Annotated in this window: 22 protein-coding genes and 1 pseudogene; 11 read left to right on the forward strand and 12 right to left on the reverse strand. The window is 50.8% G+C overall.

Annotated elements, in window-relative coordinates; translation table 11 throughout:
- Positions 1-8 precede the first annotated feature (8 nt).
- Genes A9587_RS18670 through A9587_RS18680 form a run of 3 tightly spaced genes read right to left on the reverse strand, consistent with a single transcriptional unit; the run spans position 9 to position 2,438 of the window.
- A complete protein-coding gene (locus tag A9587_RS18670; protein WP_016249507.1) occupies positions 9-785 on the reverse strand; it encodes an enoyl-CoA hydratase/isomerase family protein in 777 nt (258 codons plus the stop codon).
- A gap of 9 nt (positions 786-794) precedes the next feature.
- Positions 795-1,637: a sugar phosphate isomerase/epimerase family protein gene (locus A9587_RS18675; protein WP_001205218.1), complete on the reverse strand. Its 843-nt coding sequence runs from the start codon at positions 1,635-1,637 to the stop codon at positions 795-797.
- Between the two features lie 9 nt (positions 1,638-1,646).
- Entirely contained in the window at positions 1,647-2,438 is a 792-nt protein-coding gene (locus A9587_RS18680) for a 3-ketoacyl-ACP reductase (RefSeq protein ID WP_000843394.1), read from the reverse strand.
- 210 nt (positions 2,439-2,648) lie between these two features.
- Here A9587_RS18680 and A9587_RS18685 point away from each other — a divergent pair, with 210 nt between their 5' ends.
- A complete protein-coding gene (locus A9587_RS18685; protein WP_001517639.1) occupies positions 2,649-3,296 on the forward strand; it encodes a TetR/AcrR family transcriptional regulator in 648 nt (215 codons plus the stop codon).
- On the opposite strand, the gene ytfB is transcribed toward A9587_RS18685, so the two are convergent.
- Positions 3,280-3,918 carry a cell division protein YtfB gene (ytfB, locus tag A9587_RS18690; protein WP_001119463.1) on the reverse strand — a complete coding sequence of 213 codons (639 nt, stop codon included), beginning with the start codon at positions 3,916-3,918 and terminating at the stop codon, positions 3,280-3,282. The two genes, A9587_RS18685 and ytfB, sit on opposite strands and share 17 nt — an antisense overlap.
- Positions 3,919-4,135: 217 nt before the next feature.
- On the opposite strand from ytfB, the gene fklB reads away from it, so the two are divergent.
- From fklB to A9587_RS18715, 4 genes and pseudogenes are all read left to right on the forward strand, one after another.
- The gene (gene fklB, locus A9587_RS18700) at positions 4,136-4,756 is read left to right on the forward strand and encodes an FKBP-type peptidyl-prolyl cis-trans isomerase (RefSeq protein ID WP_000211229.1); all 621 of its coding nucleotides are present in this window, start codon (positions 4,136-4,138) and stop codon (positions 4,754-4,756) included.
- Between the two features lie 301 nt (positions 4,757-5,057).
- Positions 5,058-6,461 carry a D-serine/D-alanine/glycine transporter gene (gene cycA, locus A9587_RS18705; protein WP_000228359.1) on the forward strand — a complete coding sequence of 468 codons (1,404 nt, stop codon included), beginning with the start codon at positions 5,058-5,060 and terminating at the stop codon, positions 6,459-6,461.
- 266 nt (positions 6,462-6,727) lie between these two features.
- A pseudogene (locus A9587_RS18710) lies at positions 6,728-7,884 on the forward strand (hypothetical protein).
- Positions 7,885-7,916: 32 nt separating this feature from the next.
- Positions 7,917-9,410 carry a hypothetical protein gene (locus A9587_RS18715; RefSeq protein ID WP_105263705.1) on the forward strand — a complete coding sequence of 498 codons (1,494 nt, stop codon included), beginning with the start codon at positions 7,917-7,919 and terminating at the stop codon, positions 9,408-9,410.
- Positions 9,411-9,462: 52 nt separating this feature from the next.
- Here A9587_RS18715 and ytfE read toward each other — a convergent pair whose 3' ends face one another.
- The 3 genes from ytfE to A9587_RS18730 all read right to left on the reverse strand — a co-directional run bounded on the left by ytfE (position 9,463) and on the right by A9587_RS18730 (position 12,167).
- A complete protein-coding gene (gene ytfE / locus A9587_RS18720) occupies positions 9,463-10,125 on the reverse strand; it encodes an iron-sulfur cluster repair protein YtfE (protein ID WP_105263704.1) in 663 nt (220 codons plus the stop codon).
- Between the two features lie 107 nt (positions 10,126-10,232).
- Positions 10,233-11,198, reverse strand: coding sequence for a DMT family transporter (locus A9587_RS18725; protein WP_010379620.1), 966 nt, complete (start codon positions 11,196-11,198; stop codon positions 10,233-10,235).
- A gap of 108 nt (positions 11,199-11,306) precedes the next feature.
- Positions 11,307-12,167 carry an SDR family oxidoreductase gene (locus A9587_RS18730; protein ID WP_001517644.1) on the reverse strand — a complete coding sequence of 287 codons (861 nt, stop codon included), beginning with the start codon at positions 12,165-12,167 and terminating at the stop codon, positions 11,307-11,309.
- A gap of 88 nt (positions 12,168-12,255) precedes the next feature.
- Here A9587_RS18730 and A9587_RS18735 point away from each other — a divergent pair, with 88 nt between their 5' ends.
- Complete coding sequence (locus A9587_RS18735; protein WP_001517645.1) at positions 12,256-12,636, forward strand: winged helix-turn-helix transcriptional regulator; 381 nt, start codon at positions 12,256-12,258, stop codon at positions 12,634-12,636.
- A gap of 112 nt (positions 12,637-12,748) precedes the next feature.
- On the opposite strand, the gene cpdB is transcribed toward A9587_RS18735, so the two are convergent.
- Positions 12,749-14,692: a 2',3'-cyclic-nucleotide 2'-phosphodiesterase gene (gene cpdB, locus A9587_RS18740; protein WP_105263703.1), complete on the reverse strand. Its 1,944-nt coding sequence runs from the start codon at positions 14,690-14,692 to the stop codon at positions 12,749-12,751.
- Between the two features lie 171 nt (positions 14,693-14,863).
- Between cpdB and cysQ the strand changes: the two genes are divergently transcribed.
- Complete coding sequence (gene cysQ / locus A9587_RS18745; protein ID WP_000886881.1) at positions 14,864-15,604, forward strand: 3'(2'),5'-bisphosphate nucleotidase CysQ; 741 nt, start codon at positions 14,864-14,866, stop codon at positions 15,602-15,604.
- On the opposite strand, the gene A9587_RS18750 is transcribed toward cysQ, so the two are convergent.
- On the reverse strand, positions 15,594-16,151 hold the full coding sequence (locus A9587_RS18750; RefSeq protein ID WP_105263702.1) for a YtfJ family protein: 558 nt from the start codon (positions 16,149-16,151) through the stop codon (positions 15,594-15,596). The two genes, cysQ and A9587_RS18750, sit on opposite strands and share 11 nt — an antisense overlap.
- Positions 16,152-16,475: 324 nt before the next feature.
- Between A9587_RS18750 and A9587_RS18755 the strand changes: the two genes are divergently transcribed.
- Positions 16,476-16,682, forward strand: a complete 207-nt coding sequence (locus A9587_RS18755) for a DUF1107 domain-containing protein (RefSeq protein WP_000689228.1) — start codon at positions 16,476-16,478, stop codon at positions 16,680-16,682.
- A gap of 60 nt (positions 16,683-16,742) precedes the next feature.
- On the opposite strand, the gene A9587_RS18760 is transcribed toward A9587_RS18755, so the two are convergent.
- Both A9587_RS18760 and msrA read right to left on the reverse strand, forming a co-directional pair.
- Positions 16,743-18,092, reverse strand: coding sequence for a hemolysin family protein (locus A9587_RS18760; protein WP_001517648.1), 1,350 nt, complete (start codon positions 18,090-18,092; stop codon positions 16,743-16,745).
- A gap of 187 nt (positions 18,093-18,279) precedes the next feature.
- Positions 18,280-18,918 (reverse strand): peptide-methionine (S)-S-oxide reductase MsrA, encoded by a 639-nt coding sequence (gene msrA / locus A9587_RS18765; RefSeq protein WP_016249513.1) that lies wholly within the window; start codon positions 18,916-18,918, stop codon positions 18,280-18,282.
- 205 nt (positions 18,919-19,123) lie between these two features.
- Between msrA and tamA the strand changes: the two genes are divergently transcribed.
- From tamA to A9587_RS18785, 3 genes are read left to right on the forward strand one after another with little or no spacing between them, the layout of a single operon-like run.
- Positions 19,124-20,857: an autotransporter assembly complex protein TamA gene (gene tamA / locus A9587_RS18775; protein WP_105263701.1), complete on the forward strand. Its 1,734-nt coding sequence runs from the start codon at positions 19,124-19,126 to the stop codon at positions 20,855-20,857.
- Positions 20,854-24,633: an autotransporter assembly complex protein TamB gene (gene tamB / locus A9587_RS18780; RefSeq protein WP_000060863.1), complete on the forward strand. Its 3,780-nt coding sequence runs from the start codon at positions 20,854-20,856 to the stop codon at positions 24,631-24,633. The genes tamA and tamB overlap by 4 nt, the downstream gene beginning before the upstream one ends.
- A gap of 2 nt (positions 24,634-24,635) precedes the next feature.
- A complete protein-coding gene (locus A9587_RS18785; protein ID WP_001219159.1) occupies positions 24,636-24,980 on the forward strand; it encodes a gamma-glutamylcyclotransferase family protein in 345 nt (114 codons plus the stop codon).
- Positions 24,981-25,015: 35 nt separating this feature from the next.
- Here the strand turns inward: A9587_RS18785 and A9587_RS25125 are convergent.
- Positions 25,016-25,127: hypothetical protein (locus A9587_RS25125; RefSeq protein ID WP_236942427.1), on the reverse strand; the 112-nt coding region annotated here is incomplete at its 5' end.

A 25,127-nucleotide genomic window follows, 5' to 3' on the forward strand; every position in this document is an offset into this window, starting at 1 on the left:
CAATTTCCTTATTGATTATGGAAGCTGACGCTGCCTTTTTCGGCAAATGCGCGCGTGGCTTGCTGGCAATCGTGGGTGGCGGACATTAATCCCGCCAGTAACTGGTGTGAGTAATCGGCATGTTTATTTTCCAGCGCCAGAATCAGTTGCTTAATATGCGCCAGCGCCACCGGGCCACATTTTTCCAGGTGCGCTAACTGATTCGCCATCCAGCTTTCTATCTGTTCTTTTTCTACCACTTCATCAATCAAATTCGCCGCCAGGGCTTCCTGCGCCGTCAGGCGTTTACCCAACATCAGCATCTGGCGACCAACCACCGGACCGACCTGATTAAGCACACGTTCGATGCCCATCCAGCCAGGCACCATGCCAAGCATCACTTCCGGGTTAGAGAATTTTGCGTTGGGGCGAGCGATACGAATATCGCAGCACAAGGCAAGTTCAATACCGCCGCCGATGGTGTGACCGTTTAGATTCGCAACCGTTAATTGCGGTAAATTGCGTAGGCGATTAAAAACATCATTACCGCGTTTAATCCACTTTCTGCCCATATCTAATGGAGAATAAGTCGACCATGATTTAATATCGCCGCCCGCACAAAAGAATTTATCGCCGGTTGCGGTTAATTCGACTAATCGTAATGTGGTGTCGTTTTCAATTTCATTTAAATAATGATCGAGAGATTCAATCATCTCTTCATTAATGGCATGACATTTATCTTCACGGTTCAACGTCAGACGGCAGGAAGCCGCCGCTCTGCTGAACAGAACGGGTTGGTCATTCATGATCATTCCTTAACAATAATGCGCGATGCGATCGACGCTAATATCCAGCGTGCTGTTTATATCTTGCTGCCACCAGTACGGTGAGAATATTTCCAGCTCTATAGCGCCATTAAATCCGGCGTTTTCAACCAGGCGACGGATTGACGGAATATTGATGATGCCATCTCCCGGCATTCCCCGATCATTGACCAGATCGGTGGTTGGCACTAACCAGTCGGAAACATGAAATGCGAGAATTCGTTTTCCGGCACGCAGGATTTGGCTGGCCAGTTCCGGGTCCCACCAGACGTGGTAGACATCCACCGCCACGCCGAGACCAAACTCACCATCGGGATCGAGTTCATCACACCAGTCCAGTGCCTGGCGTAGCGTACACAAACAGGAACGATCGGCGGCAGTCATCGGGTGCAGTGGCTCCAGCGCAATTGGCACGCCGACTTCTTTCGAATGTGGCAGCAACTGGCGAATCCCTTGTTTCACCTGTTCCCGCGCCTCATACAGATCTTTTGTGCCAGTTGGTAACCCGCCAACCACCTGCATGTAACAGGCGGCGTTCAGCGCAGCGGCATCGTCCAGCGCCCGACGGTTATCATCTACTGCCAGTTTGCGCTCCGCCAGCGTCGGCGCGGTGTAATAGGTGCTACGACACAAACCGGAAACGCTCATGTTACTGGCGGCAAGCTGGCGGGCGATCTGCTGGAGATCTTCGCCCTGCAACTCTCTGCGCCAGGGGGCGAGCGCGCCGATACCGCGTGCGGCGCAGGCATCAATAATGGCGGGTAGCGGCATTTTATAGCCCAGCGTCGCGGTATTAATGCTGAATAAATCCGGGCGTTGTAACAGATCTCTCATGATTCAGCCTCAGAAGCGCGGCATACTTAAGCCGCCGTCGATAGCGACCGCCTGGCCACAGGTATAAATCAGTTTGCCTTCCGCCATTGCCCGTACTGTGGAGGCGATATCAGCCGGATAACCCCAGCGTCCCCACGGCACCAGACCTTTGGCAATTAATTCATCGTAATAGGCCGTTGCCGGAATGGTCATATCGGTTTTGATTAGGCCGGGGCGCACTTCATAGACGCCAATTTGTTCATTGCAAAGGCGAGCGGCAAACAGACGAGCAGCGGCAGAAACGGCGGTTTTGGCAATGGTATATTCGCCGCGATTCATCGCCAGCATGATAGCGTTGATTGAACTGACAAAAATAATCGAGCGGTGCGGTAGCTCCGCTTCCGGTTTCGGTTGTGCCAGTAAGCGTTTACTGAATGCCTGAGCGAGGAAAAACGGCGCACGGGTGTTAATGGCAATGTTTTGGTCGAAGCTGTCTGGCTCCAGGTCGAGAAGGTCACCGCGCTTTTTCACAGAAATCCCCGCGTTGTTGAGCAGACAGTCCAGACGCCCCCACTGGTTTTGCGCCGCGTCGAGCATCTCTTCATGCAGGGAGAGATCGCCAACATCGGCAGGGAAGCAAATCACTTCCACGCCTTCTGCCAGACATTCCTGTTGCGTGGCATGTAATTTTTCTACGCTGTCGGCATCGGGGCGATCGTTAATCAGCAGGTTAAAACCGCCACGAGCAAGTTCCAGCGCACAGCCTTTTCCAATACCACGTGCGGCTCCGGTAATCACGGCAACGGGACGAGTGGACTTCATACAATAACCCTCTTTTGAATATTGTTTCCTTGAGTGACGATTAGCTTGCGACGTGTGGAAAGAAAGATCAACCATCTGGTTGGTTGATCTGCGATAGCGATCACAGGGCATTTGATAACTCGATGAAAGTACGAGTTTTTGCCCTTTTTTCTGGAGCTGAAATCAAATCAGGTTATGATAGTAATCCTGAAGAGGTCGTGGGGAAGCGTTATGTATCTTGATACCAGCAACGTACAAAGCCTGAAGGAAAAACTATTATTATGTGCGGTTAATGAATTTGCCGAATATGGTTATGAAGGGGCCAGAGTCGATAATATCGTGAAGGCTGCGGAGTGCAGTAAACAGACGGTTTACCATCACTTTGGTAATAAAGAAAATTTATTTATCGAAGTGCTGGAATATACCTGGAATGATATTCGACAAAAAGAAAAATCCCTTGATGTTTCAGGTCTCCCTCCACAAAAAGCAATTGAAAAAATCATCGATTTTACCTGGGATTATTACATTGCTAATCCCTGGTTTTTAAAAATTGTGCATAGTGAAAACCAGAGCAAAGGTGTGCATTATGCAAAATCACAGCGTCTTCAGGAAATTAACCACGCGCATTTGCAGTTAATGGAATCCTTGTTGGCTGAAGGGAAGAAACTCAATATTTTTAAGCCAGATATCGACCCGTTGCAGGTGAATATCAATATTGCCGCGCTTGGAGGATATTATTTGATCAACCAGCATACGCTTGGCCTGGTTTATCACATCAGCATGGTTTCACCGCAAGCGCTGGAAGCCAGACGTAAGGTCATTAAAGAAACGATCCTTAGCTGGCTTCTGCTTGAACCTTCATCTACCGCGCACGAATAAAACTGCCATCTGGCTGGCGGGTAAACAGAACCTGTTGATTATTCTCCGTATCAATGGTTAAGCCCGTCACCACGCCGCTGGCGTTCTGGCGAATTTTCACTATCTGCCCATTTTGCAAATTACTCAGCGGTTTACCCACGCCTTCTACCTGCGCCATTGCATAGACATCAGTGGCGGGTAGACCGTGGTCGCGGAACAGTTGCGCCATCGTTTTGCCGGGTTCGACACGGTAAGAGCGCCACTGGTTGTCAATTCCGCTATCTGGCTGGAAAGGTTGTGTTTGTGCGGTTTGCGGCTGATCTTCAGGCTGACTTTCCTGTATCGGTTCAGGGGCGACCGGTGCCACCTGATCGGGATCATTTTGTGGGATGACTAATTGCGCCCGCAGTTGTTCTTCCGTCGGCGGTTGGGATTGCGACTGAATATCCAGTTGCGCTTCACGCGTCACCACCGGCGCGTCGGGTGTATCATCAGACGGAAGTAGAAAACCGACCACCAATACAATGGCGGCAATAATGATCCCCCGACGATGCATCGGCGGCAGCGGGTCCATGAAGCGAAAATTGTCCGGCGCGTGCCAGACTTTCTCCAGGGTTGGTTTTAGTTCAAAGCGCCCGGGCATGGTTTCCTCCTGCTCCGCGTCTTGTTCCTCAATCATAGCCTATGAATAAGCTAACGCTATGATGTCCGTGGTAAACCCGCTTTTATTATATTCATACGGGATATTGCTATTGTTTCTTTTTCCCCGTGATTTGTCATCATTCCCGCGACAAAGTTTTACCCAAAGTTGTGTGGCTGATATGCTGCCCGCTACTTTTTACCCTAAGAAAGGAAATACGATGACCACCCCAACTTTTGATACCATCGAAGCGCAAGCAAGCTACGGCATTGGTTTGCAGGTAGGGCAACAACTGAGTGAATCTGGTCTGGAAGGGTTACTGCCAGAAGCACTGGTTGCAGGCATTGCTGATGCGCTGGAAGGCAAACATCCGGCTGTTCCGGTTGATGTGGTGCACCGTGCGCTACGTGAAATCCACGAACGTGCCGATGCTGTTCGTCGTCAGCGTTTCCAGACGATGGCTGCCGAAGGTGTGAAATACCTTGAAGAAAACGCCAAAAAAGAGGGTGTGAACAGCACCGAATCTGGCCTGCAATTCCGCGTGATTAATCAGGGCGAAGGTGCAATTCCGGCACGTACCGACCGCGTTCGCGTTCATTACACCGGTAAACTGATCGACGGTACTGTATTTGACAGCTCCGTTGCCCGTGGCGAACCGGCTGAATTCCCGGTTAACGGCGTGATCCCCGGCTGGATTGAAGCACTGACTCTGATGCCGGTAGGTTCTAAATGGGAACTGACTATCCCGCAGGAACTGGCTTATGGCGAGCGTGGCGCTGGCGCGTCTATTCCTCCGTTCAGCACCCTGGTGTTTGAAGTCGAACTGCTGGAAATCCTCTAAGCAGCGCATTCTGTTCCCCTCGAGCCAGAGGGGAGCAGGCATTCAGCAATAACCCCTTCAGTTTGCCAAACGGCGCTATTTTGTGTTGCAAAGACCACGTAAGCGTGTATTTTTGTGAGCTATTTCGCGTTATCACCGTGATATGACACTCACTTTAAACATTAAATTAACATTAGATCTAAATCTTAGTATTCATCCCGCGCATTGTTACCTAATATCGATGAGTCCCGATACCGATTCGTCGTATCATAGACTGACTAAAGGCCGCAGAGCCTGAACAACACAGACAGGAAGAAAAAACATGGTAGATCAGGTAAAAGTCGTTGCCGATGATCAGGCTCCGGCTGAACAGTCGCTACGGCGCAATCTCACAAACCGGCATATTCAGCTTATTGCCATTGGCGGTGCCATAGGTACAGGGTTGTTTATGGGTTCCGGTAAAACAATTAGTCTTGCCGGGCCGTCGATCATTTTTGTTTATATGATCATCGGTTTTATGCTCTTTTTCGTGATGCGGGCAATGGGGGAGTTGCTGCTTTCGAATCTGGAATATAAATCTTTTAGTGACTTCGCTTCCGATTTATTGGGGCCGTGGGCGGGTTATTTCACTGGCTGGACTTATTGGTTCTGTTGGGTGGTAACCGGTATGGCGGATGTTGTGGCGATTACCGCTTACGCGCAGTTCTGGTTTCCAGGACTTTCCGACTGGGTGGCGTCGTTGTCGGTGATCATTCTGTTGCTGGTTCTTAATCTCGCCACCGTGAAAATGTTTGGTGAGATGGAGTTCTGGTTCGCGATGATCAAAATCGTCGCTATTGTGTCGCTGATTGTTGTCGGTCTGATTATGGTGATGATGCACTTCCAGTCACCGACTGGCGTAGAAGCGTCGTTTGCGCATTTGTGGAATGACGGCGGCTGGTTCCCGAAAGGCTTAAGCGGCTTCTTTGCCGGATTCCAGATAGCGGTTTTCGCTTTTGTGGGGATTGAGCTGGTCGGCACAACGGCTGCGGAAACCAAAGATCCAGAGAAATCACTGCCGCGTGCGATTAACTCCATTCCGATCCGCATCATTATGTTCTACGTCTTCGCGCTGATTGTGATTATGTCCGTGACGCCGTGGAGTTCAGTGGTCGCGGAGAAAAGCCCGTTTGTAGAACTGTTTGTGCTGGTGGGGCTGCCTGCGGCGGCAAGTGTGATTAACTTTGTGGTGCTGACCTCTGCGGCTTCTTCTGCTAACAGTGGCGTATTCTCTACCAGCCGTATGTTGTTTGGTCTGGCACAGGAAGGCGTCGCGCCGAAAGCGTTCGCTAAACTCTCTAAACGCGCAGTACCAGCGAAAGGGCTGACCTTCTCTTGTATCTGTCTGCTCGGCGGCGTGGTGATGTTGTATGTGAATCCAAGCGTGATTGGCGCGTTCACCATGATCACCACGGTTTCAGCGATTCTGTTTATGTTCGTCTGGACAATTATTCTTTGCTCGTACCTGGTGTATCGCAAACAGCGTCCACATCTGCATGAGAAGTCGATCTACAAGATGCCGCTCGGCAAGCTGATGTGCTGGGTATGTATGGCGTTCTTTGTGTTCGTTATCGTGCTGCTGACGCTGGAAGACGACACTCGCCAGGCACTGCTGGTTACTCCGCTGTGGTTTATCGCGCTGGGGCTGGGCTGGTTGTTTATTGGTAAGAAACGTATAGCGAAGTAATGCTGCTAAGGCACCTGCGGGTGCCTTTCAGGCTGCAAAATTGCCTGATGCGCTACGCTTATCAGGCCTACGGGAGCTCTGCCATATATTGAATTTGCGTGCTTTTGTAGGCCGGATAAGGCGTTTACGCCGCATCCGGCATGAACAAAGCACACTTTGTCTGCAATCTCTTTTGTCTTTATACATTCCTAAAAATACTTCCCGTCATCGACAGCGCCCAGGCGCGGGCTTACCGTGAATCTTTGCCACTTATTGCAGAGTTCACTATGGCTAAGCACAGTTGGTTATTAATCGCCGCATTACCTCTCTCCATTTCACCTTCCTGGGGCGCAGATTTTTATTACCGCCAGCAGGAGAAAGGTACGGTTTACATTGCCGAACAGAAGGGGGAAAAAGATGAGATCCTCTCTGAATTACCAGATATTAATTTTTCCCACCTTTGGCGCATTGCCAATTTAGCCAATAAACAAGAAACCCGCTTACTGTCCGATTTTAATCCCGATAAGTTCGATTGCGATGATGAGGGGGATTGTCAGCATACCTGGCTCACCGATGGACGCTCTGTCCTTTGGGCAGGCAAAGTCCTGACAAACCCATCCGGTAAACCTAATGTCGATGCCACCAGTTTTCAGGCATTCGGCGCTTTCGCTGCCGATAAACGCAGTATCTATTTTGATGGTCAGCGTACCGATGATAATAGCGGTGATAAGCAGGTGGATATGTCAACGCTGGAAGAGACGGACATCTGGAATTTACTGCGTGATAAAAATAGTCTTTGGCATAAAGGTCGCTGGTTGGGTCATGCCGATGGATTTCAAATCGTGCGGCATGATTCAGCCATACAATTTGTTGTGCTGACAAATTCGCAGGTAATTGTTAACGGTAAGCTTCTGCCCGCCGATCGCAAAACTTTTCAGATTAAACGTTGGATGCCTGGTGAACGGTTGGTTTATCGCGATAAAAGCGGCGAGCATGACTATGAGCTTGAGGATATTGAGTATCGCTGTGCGCCATTTAATAGTGGTCTGAATAATGTGTCCTGGCTCAAACATGAAGCCACTCCAGCGGGCAGTGACTGTGTTTATGAAACGCTGGTGGGGGTTGATCCGGAATATTTTTATCTGTTTGTTTGGGACACCGGTTTATATAAGAACCAAATTTATAAAGTAACAACCAACGCCTTGGGTGAAGGTGAATTGATTAATCTTAAGTCGGAGGAACTCTCCGGCTCACTTGAAGCAGGTGGTTGGCGGAGATTAATTAATACGTATATATCTCCAGACGGGCAGCTTTACGCTCAACAAGCGACTGAAATTGTGAAAGAGCGTGCCCGGCAAGGTGAATGGCTGCGTTATAACCTGGGGGGGGAGGATGGTCATCGGTGAAGCAACCTCCGAGCGGACTAAAACCCTTATTTAAATAACCTCTTCACACTAACAGCTTCAGGATGACGCTATGTTGCGAATTAAACCCCTTTGTCTCGCCCTGGCTTTATTTTCAACCACCTCACTAGCCTGCTCCGGTGTACCTTCTGCTGCGTTTTACTACCAGCCGTGGGGGCAAGGAACAAAATATAGCGTTGAAGATAGTGACGATTATGGACTCTATTTCCCGGATATTCATTTACCGCAGGTCAAGTTTAAGCAACTTCGCCGCATACCCAACGGCACTGATGATAAATATGATTCTCCGGATAATATCAATAATGATTTTGTACAAGTGGATGCTGGCACTTATATCAGAACTAATGGCGGCTGGCGTTTCGACTGGTTGACTGATGGCCGTCATATTTTATGGGCAGGGAAAATAGTCCAGAACCCGCCGGGAACACCGAAAGTCGATGCCGCAACATTCCGCGCCTGGGGACGTTTTGCCGCTGATAAAGACAGCCTCTATTTTGATGGCGAACGCACGGATGATAACCGCGGCGAAAAGCAGGTTGATATGGATTCGCTGCAACAAGTCGGCGGTCGCGTTCGTTCAGGTGATTCTGCGGATGTGCTCAAAGATCGCCGCAATATTTATTTTCAAGGGCGTTGGTTAGGCAGTGCACAAGGGTATTCTATTCTTGGCGTTAAATCCTGGACACGTCGCCCCATTCTTTATTCACCTAATAGTTGTGAAAGCAAAAGTAATCCTGGACCGTGGGATACCATTTGGCGAACCCAATCGCAGGTCTTTGTGAATGGAGATGCCATCAATGCCGATCCGGATACCTTTCATCTTGTGCGCTGGATGGCCGGTTCACTACTGATTTATCGCGACAAAAACGGGGAGAAACGTTATTCGTTCGGGAAAGATTGCCGGAGTACGTTTGATCTACAGCGAGATAAAGTAACATGGTTGACGCGTGATGCTTCCCGGCGCGCTAATGACTGCCGGGTTGCGACCATTCCTGATGTTGATCCGGAATATTTTCGCCCGTTGACACAGAATGTGGCGCAATATAAAGATTCGCTCTATCTGGTGAAGTATGTTTCTGGGGTCGAAAAAACGCTTTCGGTTATTCATTTACCCGACCCCAAACAAGAATTACAGGGAGGCGTTAATATTGTAGGGAATAAAGTTTATTTCATCGCGAGCGCTGATGTGACTATTTTCGATATTAATGGGCATTGGACGTGGTATAAAAGCCCCGATGGCACAACATTAAATTATTTGGCACATGATGACCGCTATACGTATTTTATTAACGAAGACACGGTTGAGCTCTTTGAACTGAAAGGCCAATGGACGTGGTTTAAATACGCCAATGGTCAATTATCAGATACCTTTGCTCATGATGACCATTATATTTATTACGTAGGAGATGGGTTGGTTCGTGATGCGAAGCGGCGTAATGAGACTCGACAACTCAATGCGGCGCATCTTGATAAAAACGGCAGTCTGCTTACCGTTGAAGGTAAGTACACCAGTTACAATAATGAATTGCTTCCACTGAGTGACTGAATCACTTAACAATCAACGATCCTGCTCATGTCAGGATCGTTGATCAAACAAATCACTCACCCGCCAGCGCGCGTGGGAACAGTACATTATTTTCCAGACTGATGTGCTCCATTAAATCATCAATCAGTTCATTAATACCGTTATACATCGCTTTCCAGGTGGTGCAGGCTTCCGGCGGCGGTGTGACGTTATTGGTAATGTGTTTGATAACCTCCAACAGCTCACCTGCTTCATCGTGTTCGCTTTCCATTACGCTGATTGGCCCCATCGCCTGGCTGCCCATGCCTTGTTTGATCATCGGGAAGAGGAGCTGCTCTTCTTTCATCATGTGGCTGGAAAGCTCTTCATGCAGCATAGTCAGGTATTTTGTCAGCCCTTTTGGCACGCTCGGTTTGTCGGCGTGAACGCGCTCTACTTTGGTGGCTTGCAGGATCAACTCTGGCAGTTGTTCACGGTGACGATCGTGGTAGCGCACGATGATATGGTCGATGATTTCTGCCAGCGGCGCGCTACGCCAGTCTTTCTCAATCGGTTGTTCAGCAAGCTTTGCCAGTTCGGCTTCAATGACGTCAACATCCAGTTCTTTACGTGCCGCCGCGCGAGCCAGCGTCTGCTTACCGCCGCAGCAGTAATCCATATCATATTGACGAAACAGAGCCGAAGCGCGAGGAATAGAGAGCGCCAGTTCACCTAAAGGTTGGTCGCGATAAGCCATAGCTGATACCTCATTCTTAATAAGATAAGATGTATTTTAAATGCATCTTTAAGTTAAAAGCTATAACCCTTACGTAGAAGAGGATTATTTAACAGACTGGCAAGGTGTCAACTTTCAGAGACAGGTTCAGCTAAGGGTTTTTCCGGTTTTGCTCTGACTGCAATGATCACGCCGGCCACTAACAGCGCGATACCGCTCAGCGTCATCAGCGGTGGAATTTGTTGGCGGAGTAAAAAGGTGTACAGCAAACCTGCCAGCGTTTCGAAAACAATCAGCGGCCCGAGGATCACCGTCGGTAATCGCTGGCTGGCGACGTTCCAGCAAAGTGCGCCGACCCATGAGCAAAGCACGGCGATAGCAATCATCAGGCTAATAAAGGCCAGTGGACGGGAGCCAAAAGGTAGAGAGAAATCAGGCATTTGCGTATTCAGCCAGAAACAAGCAACAACATAACCGATGAGCGAAACCGGCAGCGTGACCAGCGCCTGCGCCGTCGCCCACATCATTGGATGTTTGTCTGGATTTTCCCGCAGCCAGCGGGCGTTGCGCAATGCATACCACGCCCAGCAAACCACGGAGACTAATGCCAGCATGACGCCTGAGGTATAACGTGCCCAGTCAAAATTGGGGAGACCGTGGTTTAACTCAGCAATATTTACACACGCAAGGCCGATACCAATACAAACCAGCGCCGGGGCGAGTTTCCCCCACGCGAGTTTGCCGTCGCGCTGGCTGTACAGCAAATTGGCAAAGACCGGGATAACCACTGGCAGGGTGCCGATAATCATCGTGGAAACAGGCGCGCCGGTTCGCTGAATGGCACTGGCAAGGCAAAAGTAATAGATGAGATTGCCCATCATGGTGAGCATTAGCGCGGTAAGCCAGTCGCGACGTGTCAACTGGCGCAGACGCACGCGCCCCAGCCAGGCAATGGGCAGTGCAATTAAACCTAATGCCAGATAGCGTCCCATTGATTGCAACATCGCCGGGTATTCTGGAACGATCAACGGCCCGACAAAAATAAGCCCCCACATCAACCCTGCTAACAGGGCGTACAGCACGCCGCTAATCATCACTGGCATCCATTGGTCTGTCAGAAGAAATATTCAGGGAACAGAGATGGTTGCTCCCCGCATCCCGTCATTATCAGAGAGGATGCGGGAGGATGCCACTTTAATTAACTAGTTATTAACATTAAAAAGCGCGTTTACGCTTTCGGCTAATGTTGTTGTCGGGCGGCCAATCAGCGTGCTGAGTGTTTTGCTGTCATCAAACAGACCACCTTTTGATGCGCCAACGTCAGAGTCAGCCAGCATATCCGCCAGTCCGCCAGGAAGACCAACGCTTTTCAGCGCTGCGGCGAAATCGGCTTCGCTCATATTCTGGTAGATAACTGGTTTGCCGCTCTGTTTGGTCAGCTCTGCCGCTAACTGTGTCAGCGTCCAGGCGTTGTCGCCCGCCAGCTCATAGACTTTGCCTTCGTGACCTGCTTCGCTAATTACGCGTGCCGCAGCCTCTGCGTAATCTGCACGAGTTGCTGAGGCAATTTTGCCATCGCCCGCCGCACCAATAAATACGCCGTGTTCCAGTGCTGCCGGGGCGCTGGCGAGGTAGTTTTCAGTGTACCAGCCGTTGCGCAGCAGGGTATAAGCGATGCCAGAATCAGCCAGCATTTTCTCCGTCTCGATATGCTCAGCAGCCAGGCCGAGCGGGGAGGTGTCCGCATGTAACAGGCTGGTGTAGGCGATAAATTTCACGCCAGCCGCCTTTGCGGCATTAATAACATTACGATGCTGCGAGGCTCGCTGTCCCACTTCGCTGGAAGAGATCAGCAGCAATTTTTCCACGCCCTGTAGCGCAGATGTCAGTGCAGCTTCATCGCCGTAGTCAGCCTGACGCACGCTAATGCCTTGTGCGCTCAAAGCATGCGCTTTTTCCGGATTACGTGCGATAGCCACTATTTGGCTGGCAGAAACGGTTTGCAGCAAAGATTCAATTACATTGTGACCAAGCTGGCCGGTCGCGCCGGTGATTGCGATCATGAGAAATCTCCATTGGTTTGTCTTGTGTTTAAATACGCTAACACCTAAACTAACTTTTAGTAAGTACATACAAAAAGGTAAGTATGAAATGAGTCGGGTAAGCCTGTCGCAACAACTGAAAGAGGGAAACCTCTTCGCTGAGCAGTGTCCGTCGCGGGATGTGTTGAAACACGTTACCAGCCGTTGGGGTGTACTGATTCTGGTGGCGCTGCGCGAAGGCACTCATCGCTTTAGCGACTTGCGGCGTAAAATGGGCGGAGTGAGCGAAAAGATGCTCGCGCAGTCGTTACAGGCGCTGGAGCAGGATGGATTTGTTAACCGTATCGCGTATCCGGTGGTGCCGCCGCATGTGGAATATAGCCTCACACCGCTGGGTGAACAGGTCAGTGAAAAGGTTGCTGCACTGGCAGACTGGATTGAGTTGAATTTGCCAGAGGTGCTGGCGGTGCGGGATGAACGTGCGGCATAACTGCCGGAGACCTACGATTCGTGGTTTGTAGGGCGGATAAGACGCGTCAGCATCGCATCCGCCAGGAAGTGCCGGATGCGATGCATGATGTGTAGACCGAAAACGGTGTGTCTTACTTACTCAAATCCACCTGATAAATCGCAAACCCGATATCATCAGTCGCGACTTTATTCATCGGATACTGACCCTTCTCTTTAATAAAGTCTGCGGCTTTATCGGACGGGGACGTTTCAAAACGAATATCCAGTTTTTTATCACCGGCAATCGGCGCTAAACGCCAGTTATTATCTGCCGCTGGGTGAATTTCTCCTGCACGCTTCGACTCTTCAGCAATCCACGCTGCCAGCACCGAACGGTTCTCATCCGGCGACGCAAAGGCGATATGGCTGTCGCCTGTTCCGGCAAATTTGCCACCGTATGCACGATAATTATTGGTAGCAACCAGGAACATCGCGTCCGGATCAATCGGTTTACCATTAAAGGTCAGATTCTTAATCCTTTCCGCATTGGCATTAATCACCTGACATTCACCGTCATAGCGGGCTGGCTGGGTAACATCAATCTGATAATTCACGCCGTCAATCACATCAAAGTTATAGGTACGGAAGCCATCCCAGTTGATTAATGACTGCGGTTTAGTGCTGCTGGGATCTATCTGGTTAAACTGCCCGGCGGAGCACTCCAGCCACTCTTTAACTTCCTTGCCGCTGGCTTTTACCACAATCAGCGTATTGGGATAGAGATAGAGATCGGCGGCATTACGGAAAGTCAGTTGGCCTTTTTCCACTTCTACATAGCTGGCAGGATCGTTCTTGCGACCGCCAACTTTAAACGGCGCAGCGGCAGAGAGCACCGGCAGTTTTGCCAGATCCGGATCGCCCTGAATGTAATGTTCGACATACGCTTTTTGCGCGTTGTTCACCACCTGCACCGTCGGATCGTCCTGTACCAGCGCCAGATAGCTATACATATTGTCGGCGGATTTCCCGATAGGTTTGCTGACAAACTGGCGTGTGGCATCGTGATCGGCTTTCAGCGTTGCAACCAACTTGCTGTCTTCAGCGGCGAGTGATTTTTTATTGGCGACATCGTAAATCGGGCGAGCTTCCGCTTTTGCTTGCGTCACCTGCCATTTCCCGCTGTCATTATTGAGTTGCAGATCGACCACGCCGAGATGATCGCCCCACATGCCTGGCATTACCGCCGGAACACCGTTAATCGTACCTTTGGCGATATCTACGCCTTTGATATCAGCAAAATCTTTGCCCGGGAAGACGGCATGGGCATGACCAAACATAATGGCATCAACGCCCGGAATTTCACTGAGATAATAAACTGAGTTTTCCGCCATTACTTTATACGGATCGGCAGACAAACCAGAATGCGCCAGAACGACAACGACATCGGCACCTTTCTCGCGCATTTCCGGCACGTACTTGCGCACTGTTTCGGTAATATCGTTAACGGTAACTTTGCCGGATAAATTGGCTTTATCCCATCCCATAATCTGCGGTGGCACGACGCCGATATAGCCAATTTTCAGCGTTTGCTTTTTCCCGTCTTTATCGACTACTTCGGTGTCTTTAATTAAATACGGTGTAAACATCGGCTGGTTGGTTTTTACGTCAATGACATTGGCATTTATATAGGGGAATTTCGCCCCCGCCAGCGCATTTTTCAGGTAATCCAGACCGTAATTAAATTCATGATTGCCGAGTGTGCCGACGGTATAATCCAGCGTATTCAGCGCCTTATAGACCGGATGAATATCACCGGCTTTTAATCCTTTAGCCGACATGTAATCCGCCAGCGGACTGCCCTGAATCAGGTCACCGTTATCGACCAACACGCTATTTTTCACTTCATTGCGCGCGTCATTAATCAGGCTCGCGGTGCGTACCAGCCCAAATTTTTCTGTGGATGTGTCTTTGTAATAATCGAAATCCATCATGTTGCTATGCAAATCAGAGGTTTCCATTATGCGTAGATCGACTGTTGCCGCATTCACGCTGGCAGCAATCAGCGTGGCCAGGAGCGTTGCGCTAAACTTAATCATAAGGGACATCCTTTTATGAACGAGAAGATAAAACGTCTTTCATACGGAGCGTGAAGGATGCCATAAATAATAAATCAGGAAACGATGACGCCATCACAGTTGGCGGATTCTATAGCGATGGGGTATAAGTAAAACAATAAGTTAACGCCGCTCACAGAGACGAGGTGGAGAATGTTAGATCAAGTATGCCAGCTTGCACGGATTGCGGGCGATGCCATTATGCAGGTCTACGACGGGACTAAACCGATGGACGTCGCCAACAAAGCAGATGACTCTCCGGTGACGGCGGCAGATATCGCCGCGCATACCGTAATCATGGAAGGATTACGTAAGCTGACGCCGGATATCCCCGTTCTTTCTGAAGAAGATCCTCCCGGTTGGGAAGTCCGCCAGCACTGGCAACGTTACTGGCTGGTGGATCCGCTGGACGGCACCAAAGAGTTTATTAAACGAAATGGCGAATTTACCGTTAACATTGCGCTGATCGACAAAGGCAAACCGATATTAGGTGTGGTGTATGCGCCGGTAATGAACGTAATGTACAGCGCGGAGGAAGGAAAAGCCTGGAAAGAAGAGTGCGGCGTGCGCAAGCAGATTCAGGTACGCGACGCTCGCCCGCCTCTGGTTGTCATTAGCCGTTCCCATGCGGATGCGGAGCTGAAAGAGTATCTGCAACAGCTTGGCGAACACCAGACGACATCCATCGGTTCTTCACTGAAATTTTGCCTGGTGGCGGAAGGGCAGGCTCAGCTCTACCCGCGTTTTGGGCCAACCAATATTTGGGACACCGCTGCCGGTCATGCTGTGGCTGCCGCTGCCGGAGCACACGTCCACGACTGGCAGGGGAAACCTCTGGATTACACTCCGCGTGAATCCTTCCTGAATCCAGGGTTCCGGGTTTCTATTTATTAAGCAACTTATGCAGCAAGTCCATCACTTGCTGCACCTCTTCCTGAGTGAGCGCTCCATCTTTTGCCCATTGCACGCGACCGTCTTTATCCAGCACTGCAATGGCGGAACTCTCTTCATCCAACTGCCAGGCGCTGCGTGCGATGCCGTTGCTGTCGACAATAAACTGTGACCACGGATAGAGCTTTTTATTGCTCTCCAGGCTGCTACGTACAAACATACCTGAACCGGGGATAGCGTCGTCGGTGTTCACAATGGTGGTCGTCTGGTAGCGATCATGCGGCAGTTTTGCCGATTTAATCGCTTCAATCAGCGCCGCATTTTTCTCTTTTGCGGAGGTGCGACCGGCAATATGTTGCAGTACCCGCACTTTCCCCACTAACTGTGCGCTGTTCCAGGTATTGTAGCTAAACTGATCTTTATCAAGTACTAACTCGCCACGATCGGCAATGCCAATTGGTGGTACTCGCTGACCGGTTTCGAATTTATGCGCGGAGGCCATCATCGGCAGTAGCAAGCAAGTCAGCGCGAGAATCTTGCGTAGGGTCATAGTGTTTCCTTCTTATCGTATGCAGGTGATCCGACCACTTGGGTCGGACTTTTAATCATATGTGCTATTTATCGAATTTCCCGCAAGTGTGGTGCCAGTTTGCGGACAAGCGCACAAATCATATGAAAAATGAATGCTTATACTGAAGATTGTGGTTAGGCGAAAAGATAATTCTGAATAACTGTAACGTTAAGGTAAAAAACTTTATACACACTGGAAACATTGCAGCGATAGACTATAGTCATCAGGCATTAAAATTTGCGCCTCATAATAGTTGGGCCGATTGTGGCACCACAAAGGCGTAATACTCAGCAGGAGATAACAATGAAAATTTTCCAACGGTACAACCCACTGCAGGTGGCGAAGTACGTGAAAATCCTGTTCCGTGGACGGTTATACATCAAGGACGTTGGCGCTTTTGAATTTGATAAGGGTAAGATTCTTATCCCAAAAGTGAAGGATAAGCTGCATTTGTCAGTGATGTCCGAAGTTAACCGTCAGGTTATGCGTCTGCAAACAGAGATGGCTTAACCAGCGTGCTATGCAGTAATAAGACGGCTCCTGATTCAGGAGCCGTTGATGTTTCTGGGGTTATGCGACGCTTTCTTCTTTATTTTTATCTTTAGCGTCAGGCTGTTTCGGTGAAAGGGCGGTGGCTTTGCTGTCGATCCGCGTCACCAGCAGTTGGTCGATGCGGTAGTTATCGATATCCACCACTTCAAATTTGTAGCCGGAGAGTTTCACTGAATCGGTGCGTTTCGGGATCTTACGCAGCATAAACATCATAAAGCCGCCGATGGTTTCGTAGTTGCCCGACTGCGGGAACTCGTCAATATCCAGCACACGCATCACGTCGTCAATCGGCGTACCGCCATCGATTAGCCATGAGTTCTCATCACGCGCGACAATCTGTTCTTCCAGCCCCTGACCGACCAGATCGCCCATCAACGTGGTCATCACGTCGTTGAGGGTAATTATCCCCACCACCAGGGCGTACTCGTTCATGATTACCGCAAAGTCTTCGCCCGCAGCTTTAAAACTTTCCAGCGCCTCAGAGAGGGTCAGAGTGTCAGGCACGATCAGCGTGTTGCGAATCTGCACGCCGCTATTCAGTGCCAGACTTTGATTGGCCAGCACGCGGTTCAGCAGATCTTTCGAGTCCACATAGCCGATGATGTGGTCGATATCTTCATTACAGACGAGGAATTTTGAGTGCGGATGCTCCGCCACTTTATTCTTCAGACTTTGCTCATCTTCATGGAGATCGAACCAAATCACGTTTTCACGCGGCGTCATGGAAGACGGCACGGTACGGGATTCCAGTTCAAACACGTTTTCGATCAGCTCGTGTTCCTGTTTACGCAGTACTCCAGCCAGTGCACCGGCTTCCACCACCGCGTAGATGTCATCAGAAGTGATGTCATCTTTACGTACCATCGGCAATTTAAAGATACGGAAGATCATGTTTGCCAGGCCGTTGAAAAACCACACCAGAGGGGTGCAGACGAACAGGCAGAAGCGCATCGGGTTGATGATACGCAAAGCCACAGCTTCTGGCGCAATCATACCGATGCGTTTCGGGGTTAAATCCGCAAACAGAATAAACATGCCAGTCACTAATGAGAAAGAGAGAATAAAGCTCAGTTGCTCAGAGAGTTCCGCTGATATATAGCGAGAGAACAGGCTGTTAAAAGCCGGAGAGAACGCCGCATCACCGACGATACCACCGAGTATCGCCACCGCGTTCAGACCAATTTGCACCACGGTAAAGAACATGCCGGGATTTTCCTGCATATCCAGAACGCGCTGGGCGTTTATATTGCCTTCATCAGCCAGCAGTTTAAGTTTGATTTTGCGTGAGGCGGCAAGCGAGATCTCGGACATCGAGAAGAACGCACTCACAGCGATCAAGCATAGTATGACTAAAATACTGTTTAACATATCTTATCCGACCGTTCAGGTCAGATCCTCGGAAGGGGAAGTTGATTAATTTGTGCGAAATACACATTGAAAGCCGGTTCGAAGAGAGTGAACCGACATTTTCAGTGGCTAGTATAGCGTAAGGTTCTGTAAAGTCGCCAGAGGGTTAAATTTTTGCTTCATTTCGCTTTAGTTCAGCCTTTTATTGCTACGCTTCAGGCGGCAGGCAAACGCCGATCCCACCAATTCCACAATAGCCATATGGGTTTTTGTGCAGATATTGTTGGTGGTCATCTTCGGCATAATAAAACGGTGTAGCGTTGGCGATCTCGGTGGTTATCTGGCGATCGTCACCGACGGTGAGCATTGCGGCCTGAAAACGTTCCAGACTGGCGCGGGCGGCAGCGTCCTGTTCTGGTGTCAGCGGGTAAATTGCGGAACGATACTGCGTGCCGTGGTCATTGCCCTGACGCATCCCTTGTGCGGGATCGTGATTCTCCCAGAATACCTGTAACAGTTGTTCGTAGCTGATCACTGACGGATCGTAAACCACGCGTACCGCTTCGGCGTGGCCGGTATCACCAGAACACACTTCCCGATAGGTCGGGTTTGGCGTGTAACCGCCGGTATAGCCTGCGGCAGTGCTGTAAACACCGGGAAGTTGCCAGAAAAGGCGTTCCACGCCCCAGAAACAGCCCATAGCAAAAATGGCGATCTCCATTCCGTCAGGCACATTGGTCATTGAGTGGCCGTTGACCGCATGCAATGTGGCTACAGGCATCGGGGTATTACGTCCAGGAAGGGCATCGGCGGGGGAAACCAGATGCTTTTTATCAAATAAACTCATAGTGTTGCTCTCCCGAAAGTCGGCCTTTGGGGATTAGGTTGTAACAAGAGACGTATTTGCACACAATAACCCCCGTGAATGTGTATAAAGTAAACCATAAGAAATATTTTGGGTTTAGTCTGCTTTTAAATCCATATGGCTGGATTTTTGTTAAGCCGTTTAACGGAGTTCCAGGGGCAGGAACAAAGGATATTCAGGAGAAAATGTGCGCTATATCCGACAGTTATGCTGTGTAAGCTTACTCTGCTTTAGCGGAGCTGCCGTCGCCGCGAACGTCCGTCTACAGGTCGAAGGGTTATCGGGGCAGCTAGAAAAGAACGTTCGTGCGCAGCTTTCTACGATTGAAAGTGATGAAGTTACGCCAGATCGGCGCTTTCGCGCACGTGTTGATGATGCCATCCGCGAAGGTCTGAAGGCGCTGGGCTATTACCAGCCGACCATTGAATTTGATCTCCGACCACCGCCAAAGAAGGGGCGGCAGGTGTTGATCGCCAAAGTCACGCCCGGCGTGCCGGTGTTGATTGGCGGCACTGATGTGGTTTTGCGCGGCGGTGCGCGGACTGATAAAGACTATTTGAAGTTGCTCGATACCCGCCCGGCTATAGGCACGGTGCTGAATCAGGGCGACTACGAAAATTTCAAAAAGTCCTTAACCAGCATCGCGTTGCGTAAAGGCTATTTCGATAGCGAATTTACCAAAGCACAGTTGGGTATCGCACTTGGCTTGCATAAAGCCTACTGGGATATTGATTACAACAGTGGCGAACGCTACCGCTTTGGGCATGTGACCTTCGAAGGTTCACAGATCCGCGATGAGTACCTGCAAAATCTGGTGCCGTTTAAAGAGGGCGATGAGTACGAATCTAAAGATCTGGCGGAACTGAACCGCCGTCTCTCCGCTACTGGTTGGTTTAACTCGGTGGTGGTTGCACCGCAGTTTGATAAAGCGCGAGAAACTAAAGTATTGCCACTGACTGGCGTCGTTTCGCCGCGCACGGAAAACACCATTGAAACCGGGGTCGGCTACTCAACGGACGTTGGCCCACGAGTTAAAGCCTCGTGGAAAAAGCCGTGGATGAACTCTTACGGTCACAGCCTGACCACCAGCACAAGTATCTCTGCACCGGAACAGACTCTCGATTTTAGTTATAAAATGCCGCTGCTTAAGAACCCACTGGAACAATACTATCTGGTACAGGGTGGTTTTAAGCGTACTGATCTGAATGATACCGAATCCGATTCCACCACCCTGGTTGCTTCCCGTTACTGGGATCTTTCCAGTGGCTGGCAGCGTGCCATTAACCTGCGCTGGAGTCTCGACCACTTTACTCAGGGTGAAATCACTAACACCACGATGCTGTTTTATCCTGGGGTCATGATTAGCCGGACGCGATCACGCGGCGGCCTGATGCCGACCTGGGGCGACTCGCAGCGTTACTCTATCGACTACTCCAACACCGCCTGGGGATCGGACGTCGATTTCTCCGTATTCCAGGCGCAGAACGTCTGGATCCGCACACTTTACGATCGCCATCGCTTTGTCACTCGCGGCACGCTGGGCTGGATTGAAACCGGTGACTTCGACAAAGTACCGCCGGATTTACGTTTCTTCGCCGGGGGCGACCGCAGTATTCGCGGCTATAAATACAAATCGATCGCTCCGAAATACGCCAATGGTGACCTGAAAGGGGCATCAAAGCTGATTACCGGATCGCTGGAGTATCAGTACAACGTGACCGGAAAATGGTGGGGCGCGGTGTTTGTCGATAGCGGCGAAGCGGTAAGCGATATTCGCCGCAGTGACTTTAAAACCGGCACCGGGGTTGGCGTGCGTTGGGAATCGCCGGTCGGGCCGATCAAGCTCGATTTCGCCGTTCCGGTCTCTGACAAAGACGAGCATGGTTTACAGTTTTACATCGGTCTGGGGCCAGAATTATGAGTTTATGGAAAAAAATCAGCCTCGGCGTAGTCATCGTTATTTTACTGTTGCTGGGATCAGTGGCGTTTCTGGTGGGCACCACCAGCGGCCTGCATCTGGTATTTAAAGCGGCGGACCGCTGGGTGCCAGGGCTGGATATTGGCAAGGTCACCGGTGGCTGGCGCGACCTTACCTTGTCTGACGTTCGTTATGAGCAGCCAGGCGTGGCGGTAAAAGCGGGCAATCTGCATCTGGCGGTCGGGCTGGAGTGCCTGTGGGACAGCAGTGTTTGTATTAACGATTTGGCACTGAAGGATATTCAGGTCAACATCGACAGTAAAAAAATGCCCCCTTCAGAGCAAGCGGAGGAAGAGGAAGATAGCGGGCCGCTGGATCTCTCTACGCCATATCCCATCACCCTGACGCGGGTAGCGCTGGATAACGTCAACATTAAGATTGATGACACTACGGTGTCGGTGATGGACTTCACCTCCGGTCTGAACTGGCAAGAGAAAACCCTGACCCTGAAACCGACATCGCTGAAAGGGCTGTTGATTGCCCTGCCGAAAGTGGCAGAAGTGGCGCAGGAAGAAGTTGTCGAACCGAAGATTGAAAATCCGCAGCCGGATGAAAAACCGCTGGGCGAAACGCTGAAAGATCTCTTTTCTCGCCCGGTATTACCGGAGATGACCGACGTACATTTGCCGCTCAACCTGAACATTGAAGAGTTTAAGGGTGAGCAACTGCGCGTGACGGGCGACACGGACATCACCGTGCACACCATGCTGCTGAAAGTCAGTAGCATCGATGGCAATACCAAACTGGACGCACTTGATATCGACTCTAATCAGGGGAGCGTTAATGCCAGTGGCACGGCGCAACTGTCCAATAACTGGCCGGTAGATATCACCCTCAATAGCACACTGAACGTGGAGCCACTAAAAGGCGAAAAAGTGAAGCTGAAAGTGGGTGGTGCGCTGCGCGAACAACTGGAGATTGGCGTTAATCTTTCCGGTCCGGTGGATATGGATCTGCGCGCCCAGACGCGGCTGGCAGAAGTCGGATTGCCGCTCAACGTGGAAGTAAACAGCAAACAGCTTTACTGGCCGTTTACTGGCGAGAAGCAGTATCAGGCGGATGATCTGAAACTGAAACTCACCGGAAAAATGACTGATTACACGCTCTCTATGCACATGGCGGTGAAGGGGCATGAGATCCCGCCAGCGACCATTACCCTCGATGCAAAGGGCAATGAACAGCAGGTTAATCTCGACAAACTTACCGTCGCAGCGCTGGAAGGGAAAACCGAGTTGAAAGCGTTACTCGACTGGCAGCAGGCGATTAGCTGGCGTGGTGAGTTAACGCTTAACGGCATTAACACTGCGAAAGAGTTCCCGGAGTGGCCGTCAAAACTCAATGGTTTGATCAAAACCCGAGGCAGCCTGTACGGCGGCACCTGGCAGATGGACGTACCAGAGTTGAAGCTGACCGGCAATGTTAAACAGAACAAAGTGAACGTTGACGGAACGCTGAAAGGCAACAGTTATATGCAGTGGACGATCCCAGGTCTGCATCTGGAACTGGGGCCAAACAGTGCCGAAGTGAAAGGCGAGTTGGGGGTAAAAGATCTCAATCTTGATGCCACCATCAACGCGCCGGGGCTGGATAATGCGCTACCAGGACTGGGCGGTACAGCGAAAGGGTTGGTGAAAGTACGCGGTACTGTGGAAGCGCCACAACTACTGGCAGATATTACCGCGCGCGGTTTGCGTTGGCAGGAACTCTCCGTAGCGCAGGTTCGTGTGGAAGGCGATATCAAATCCACCGATCAGATTGCGGGTAAACTCGACGTGCGCGTTGAGCAAATCTCGCAGCCGGATGTGAATATCAACCTCGTCACTCTGAACGCGAAAGGCAGCGAAAAGCAGCACGAGTTACAACTGCGGATTCAGGGCGAGCCGGTTTCCGGGCAGCTCAATCTGGCAGGGAGTTTTGATCGCAAAGAAGAACGTTGGAAGGGAACACTTAGCAATACGCGCTTCCAGACGCCGGTCGGCCCGTGGTCGCTGACGCGTGATATCGCACTGGACTACCGCAATCAGGAGCAAAAAATCAGCATCGGGCCACACTGCTGGCTTAACCCGAATGCGGAACTGTGCGTGCCGCAAACCATTGATGCCGGGGCTGAAGGGCGTGCGGTGGTGAATCTCAACCGTTTCGACCTGGCAATGCTGAAGCCGTTTATGCCGGAAACCACTCAGGCCAGCGGTATCTTTACAGGTAAAGCGGATGTCGCCTGGGATACCACCAAAGAAGGGCTGCCGCAGGGCAGTGTTACTCTTTCCGGGCGTAACGTGCAGGTGACGCAAACCGTCAACGATGCGGCGCTGCCAGTAGCGTTTCAGACGCTGAACCTGACGGCGGAGTTGCGTAATAACCGTGCCGAGCTGGGCTGGACAATCCGTCTGACTAATAACGGTCAGTTTGATGGTCAGGTGCAGGTAACCGATCCACAAGGGCGGCGTAACCTCGGCGGCAACGTGAATATCCGTAACTTCAACCTCGCGATGGTAAACCCCATCTTTACGCGTGGTGAAAAAGCGGCGGGTATGGTGAGCGCCAACTTACGTCTGGGCGGTGATGTGCAGAGCCCGCAGTTGTTTGGTCAGCTCCAGGTCACTGGTGTGGATATCGATGGCAACTTTATGCCGTTTGATATGCAGCCGAGCCAGCTTGCGGTCAACTTTAACGGTATGCGCTCGACGCTGGCGGGCACTGTGCGAACCCAGCAGGGGGAAATTTACCTGAACGGTGATGCTGACTGGAGTCAGATTGAAAACTGGCGTGCGCGGGTGACGGCAAAAGGCAGTAAGGTGCGGATCACCGTACCGCCGATGGTGCGCATGGATGTGTCGCCAGATGTTGTATTCGAAGCCACACCAAGCCTGTTTACCCTCGATGGCCGCGTGGATGTACCGTGGGCGCGCATTGTGGTGCACGATCTACCGGAAAGTGCGGTGGGCGTCTCCAGCGATGTGGTAATGCTCAACGATAACCTGCAACCGGAGGAGGCGAAAACGGCATCGATTCCGATCAACAGCAACCTGATTGTTCACGTTGGCAACAATGTGCGCATTGATGCCTTCGGCCTGAAAGCGCGACTGACGGGCGATCTCAATGTCGTACAGGACAAACAAGGTCTGGGTCTGAACGGGCAGATCAACATTCCGGAAGGTCGCTTCCATGCCTATGGTCAGGATCTGATTGTGCGTAAAGGTGAACTGCTGTTCTCTGGCCCGCCGGATCAACCGTATCTCAATATCGAAGCGATTCGTAACCCGGATGCAACAGAAGACGACGTGATCGCCGGTGTTCGTGTCACCGGGCTGGCGGATGAGCCGAAAGCGGAGATCTTCTCTGACCCGGCGATGTCACAACAGGCGGCATTGTCCTACTTGTTACGCGGACAAGGGCTGGAGAGCGATCAGAGTGACAGCGCGGCGATGACCTCGATGCTGATTGGTCTGGGGGTTGCACAAAGTGGTCAGATTGTGGGTAAAATCGGTGAGACATTTGGCGTAAGTAATTTAGCGCTCGACACCGAGGGGGTAGGCGATTCCTCCCAGGTGGTGGTCAGCGGCTATGTATTACCAGGCCTACAAGTGAAATACGGCGTGGGGATATTTGACTCTATAGCAACACTCACGTTACGTTATCGCCTGATGCCGAAGCTATATCTGGAAGCCGTGTCTGGTGTAGACCAGGCACTGGATTTGCTCTATCAGTTCGAGTTTTAGCTATGCGAATATTTGTCTACGGCAGTTTACGCCACAAACAAGGCAACAGCCACTGGATGACCAATGCCCAGTTGCTGGGCGATTTCAGTATCGATAACTACCAGTTGTATAGCCTGGGCCACTATCCAGGCGCAGTTCCGGGGAACGGAACGGTACACGGTGAAGTTTATCGTATTGACAACGCCACGCTGGCCGAACTTGATGCCTTGCGCACCAGGGGCGGTGAATACGCGCGCCAGTTGATTCAGACGCCGTACGGGAGTGCATGGATGTACGTATATCAACGACCCGTCGATGGATTAAAGCTGATTGCAAGCGGCGACTGGTTAGACAGGGATAAGCCATAATTAAACACGCCACCTTCGGGTGTAATGCCAGTCAGTTAAGCAACTGACTGGCTCTTTTTCGGAGCTGTGGGGTATTTCCAGGGCCTCTCCTTTACCACTCTCGGGAAGGCCCTTTCCCTTCTTGCCGGTAATTTCACAAGTTGTCCC

This window comes from Escherichia sp. MOD1-EC6162 (assembly GCF_002965125.1).
Taxonomy (GTDB): Bacteria; Pseudomonadota; Gammaproteobacteria; order Enterobacterales; family Enterobacteriaceae; genus Escherichia; species Escherichia marmotae.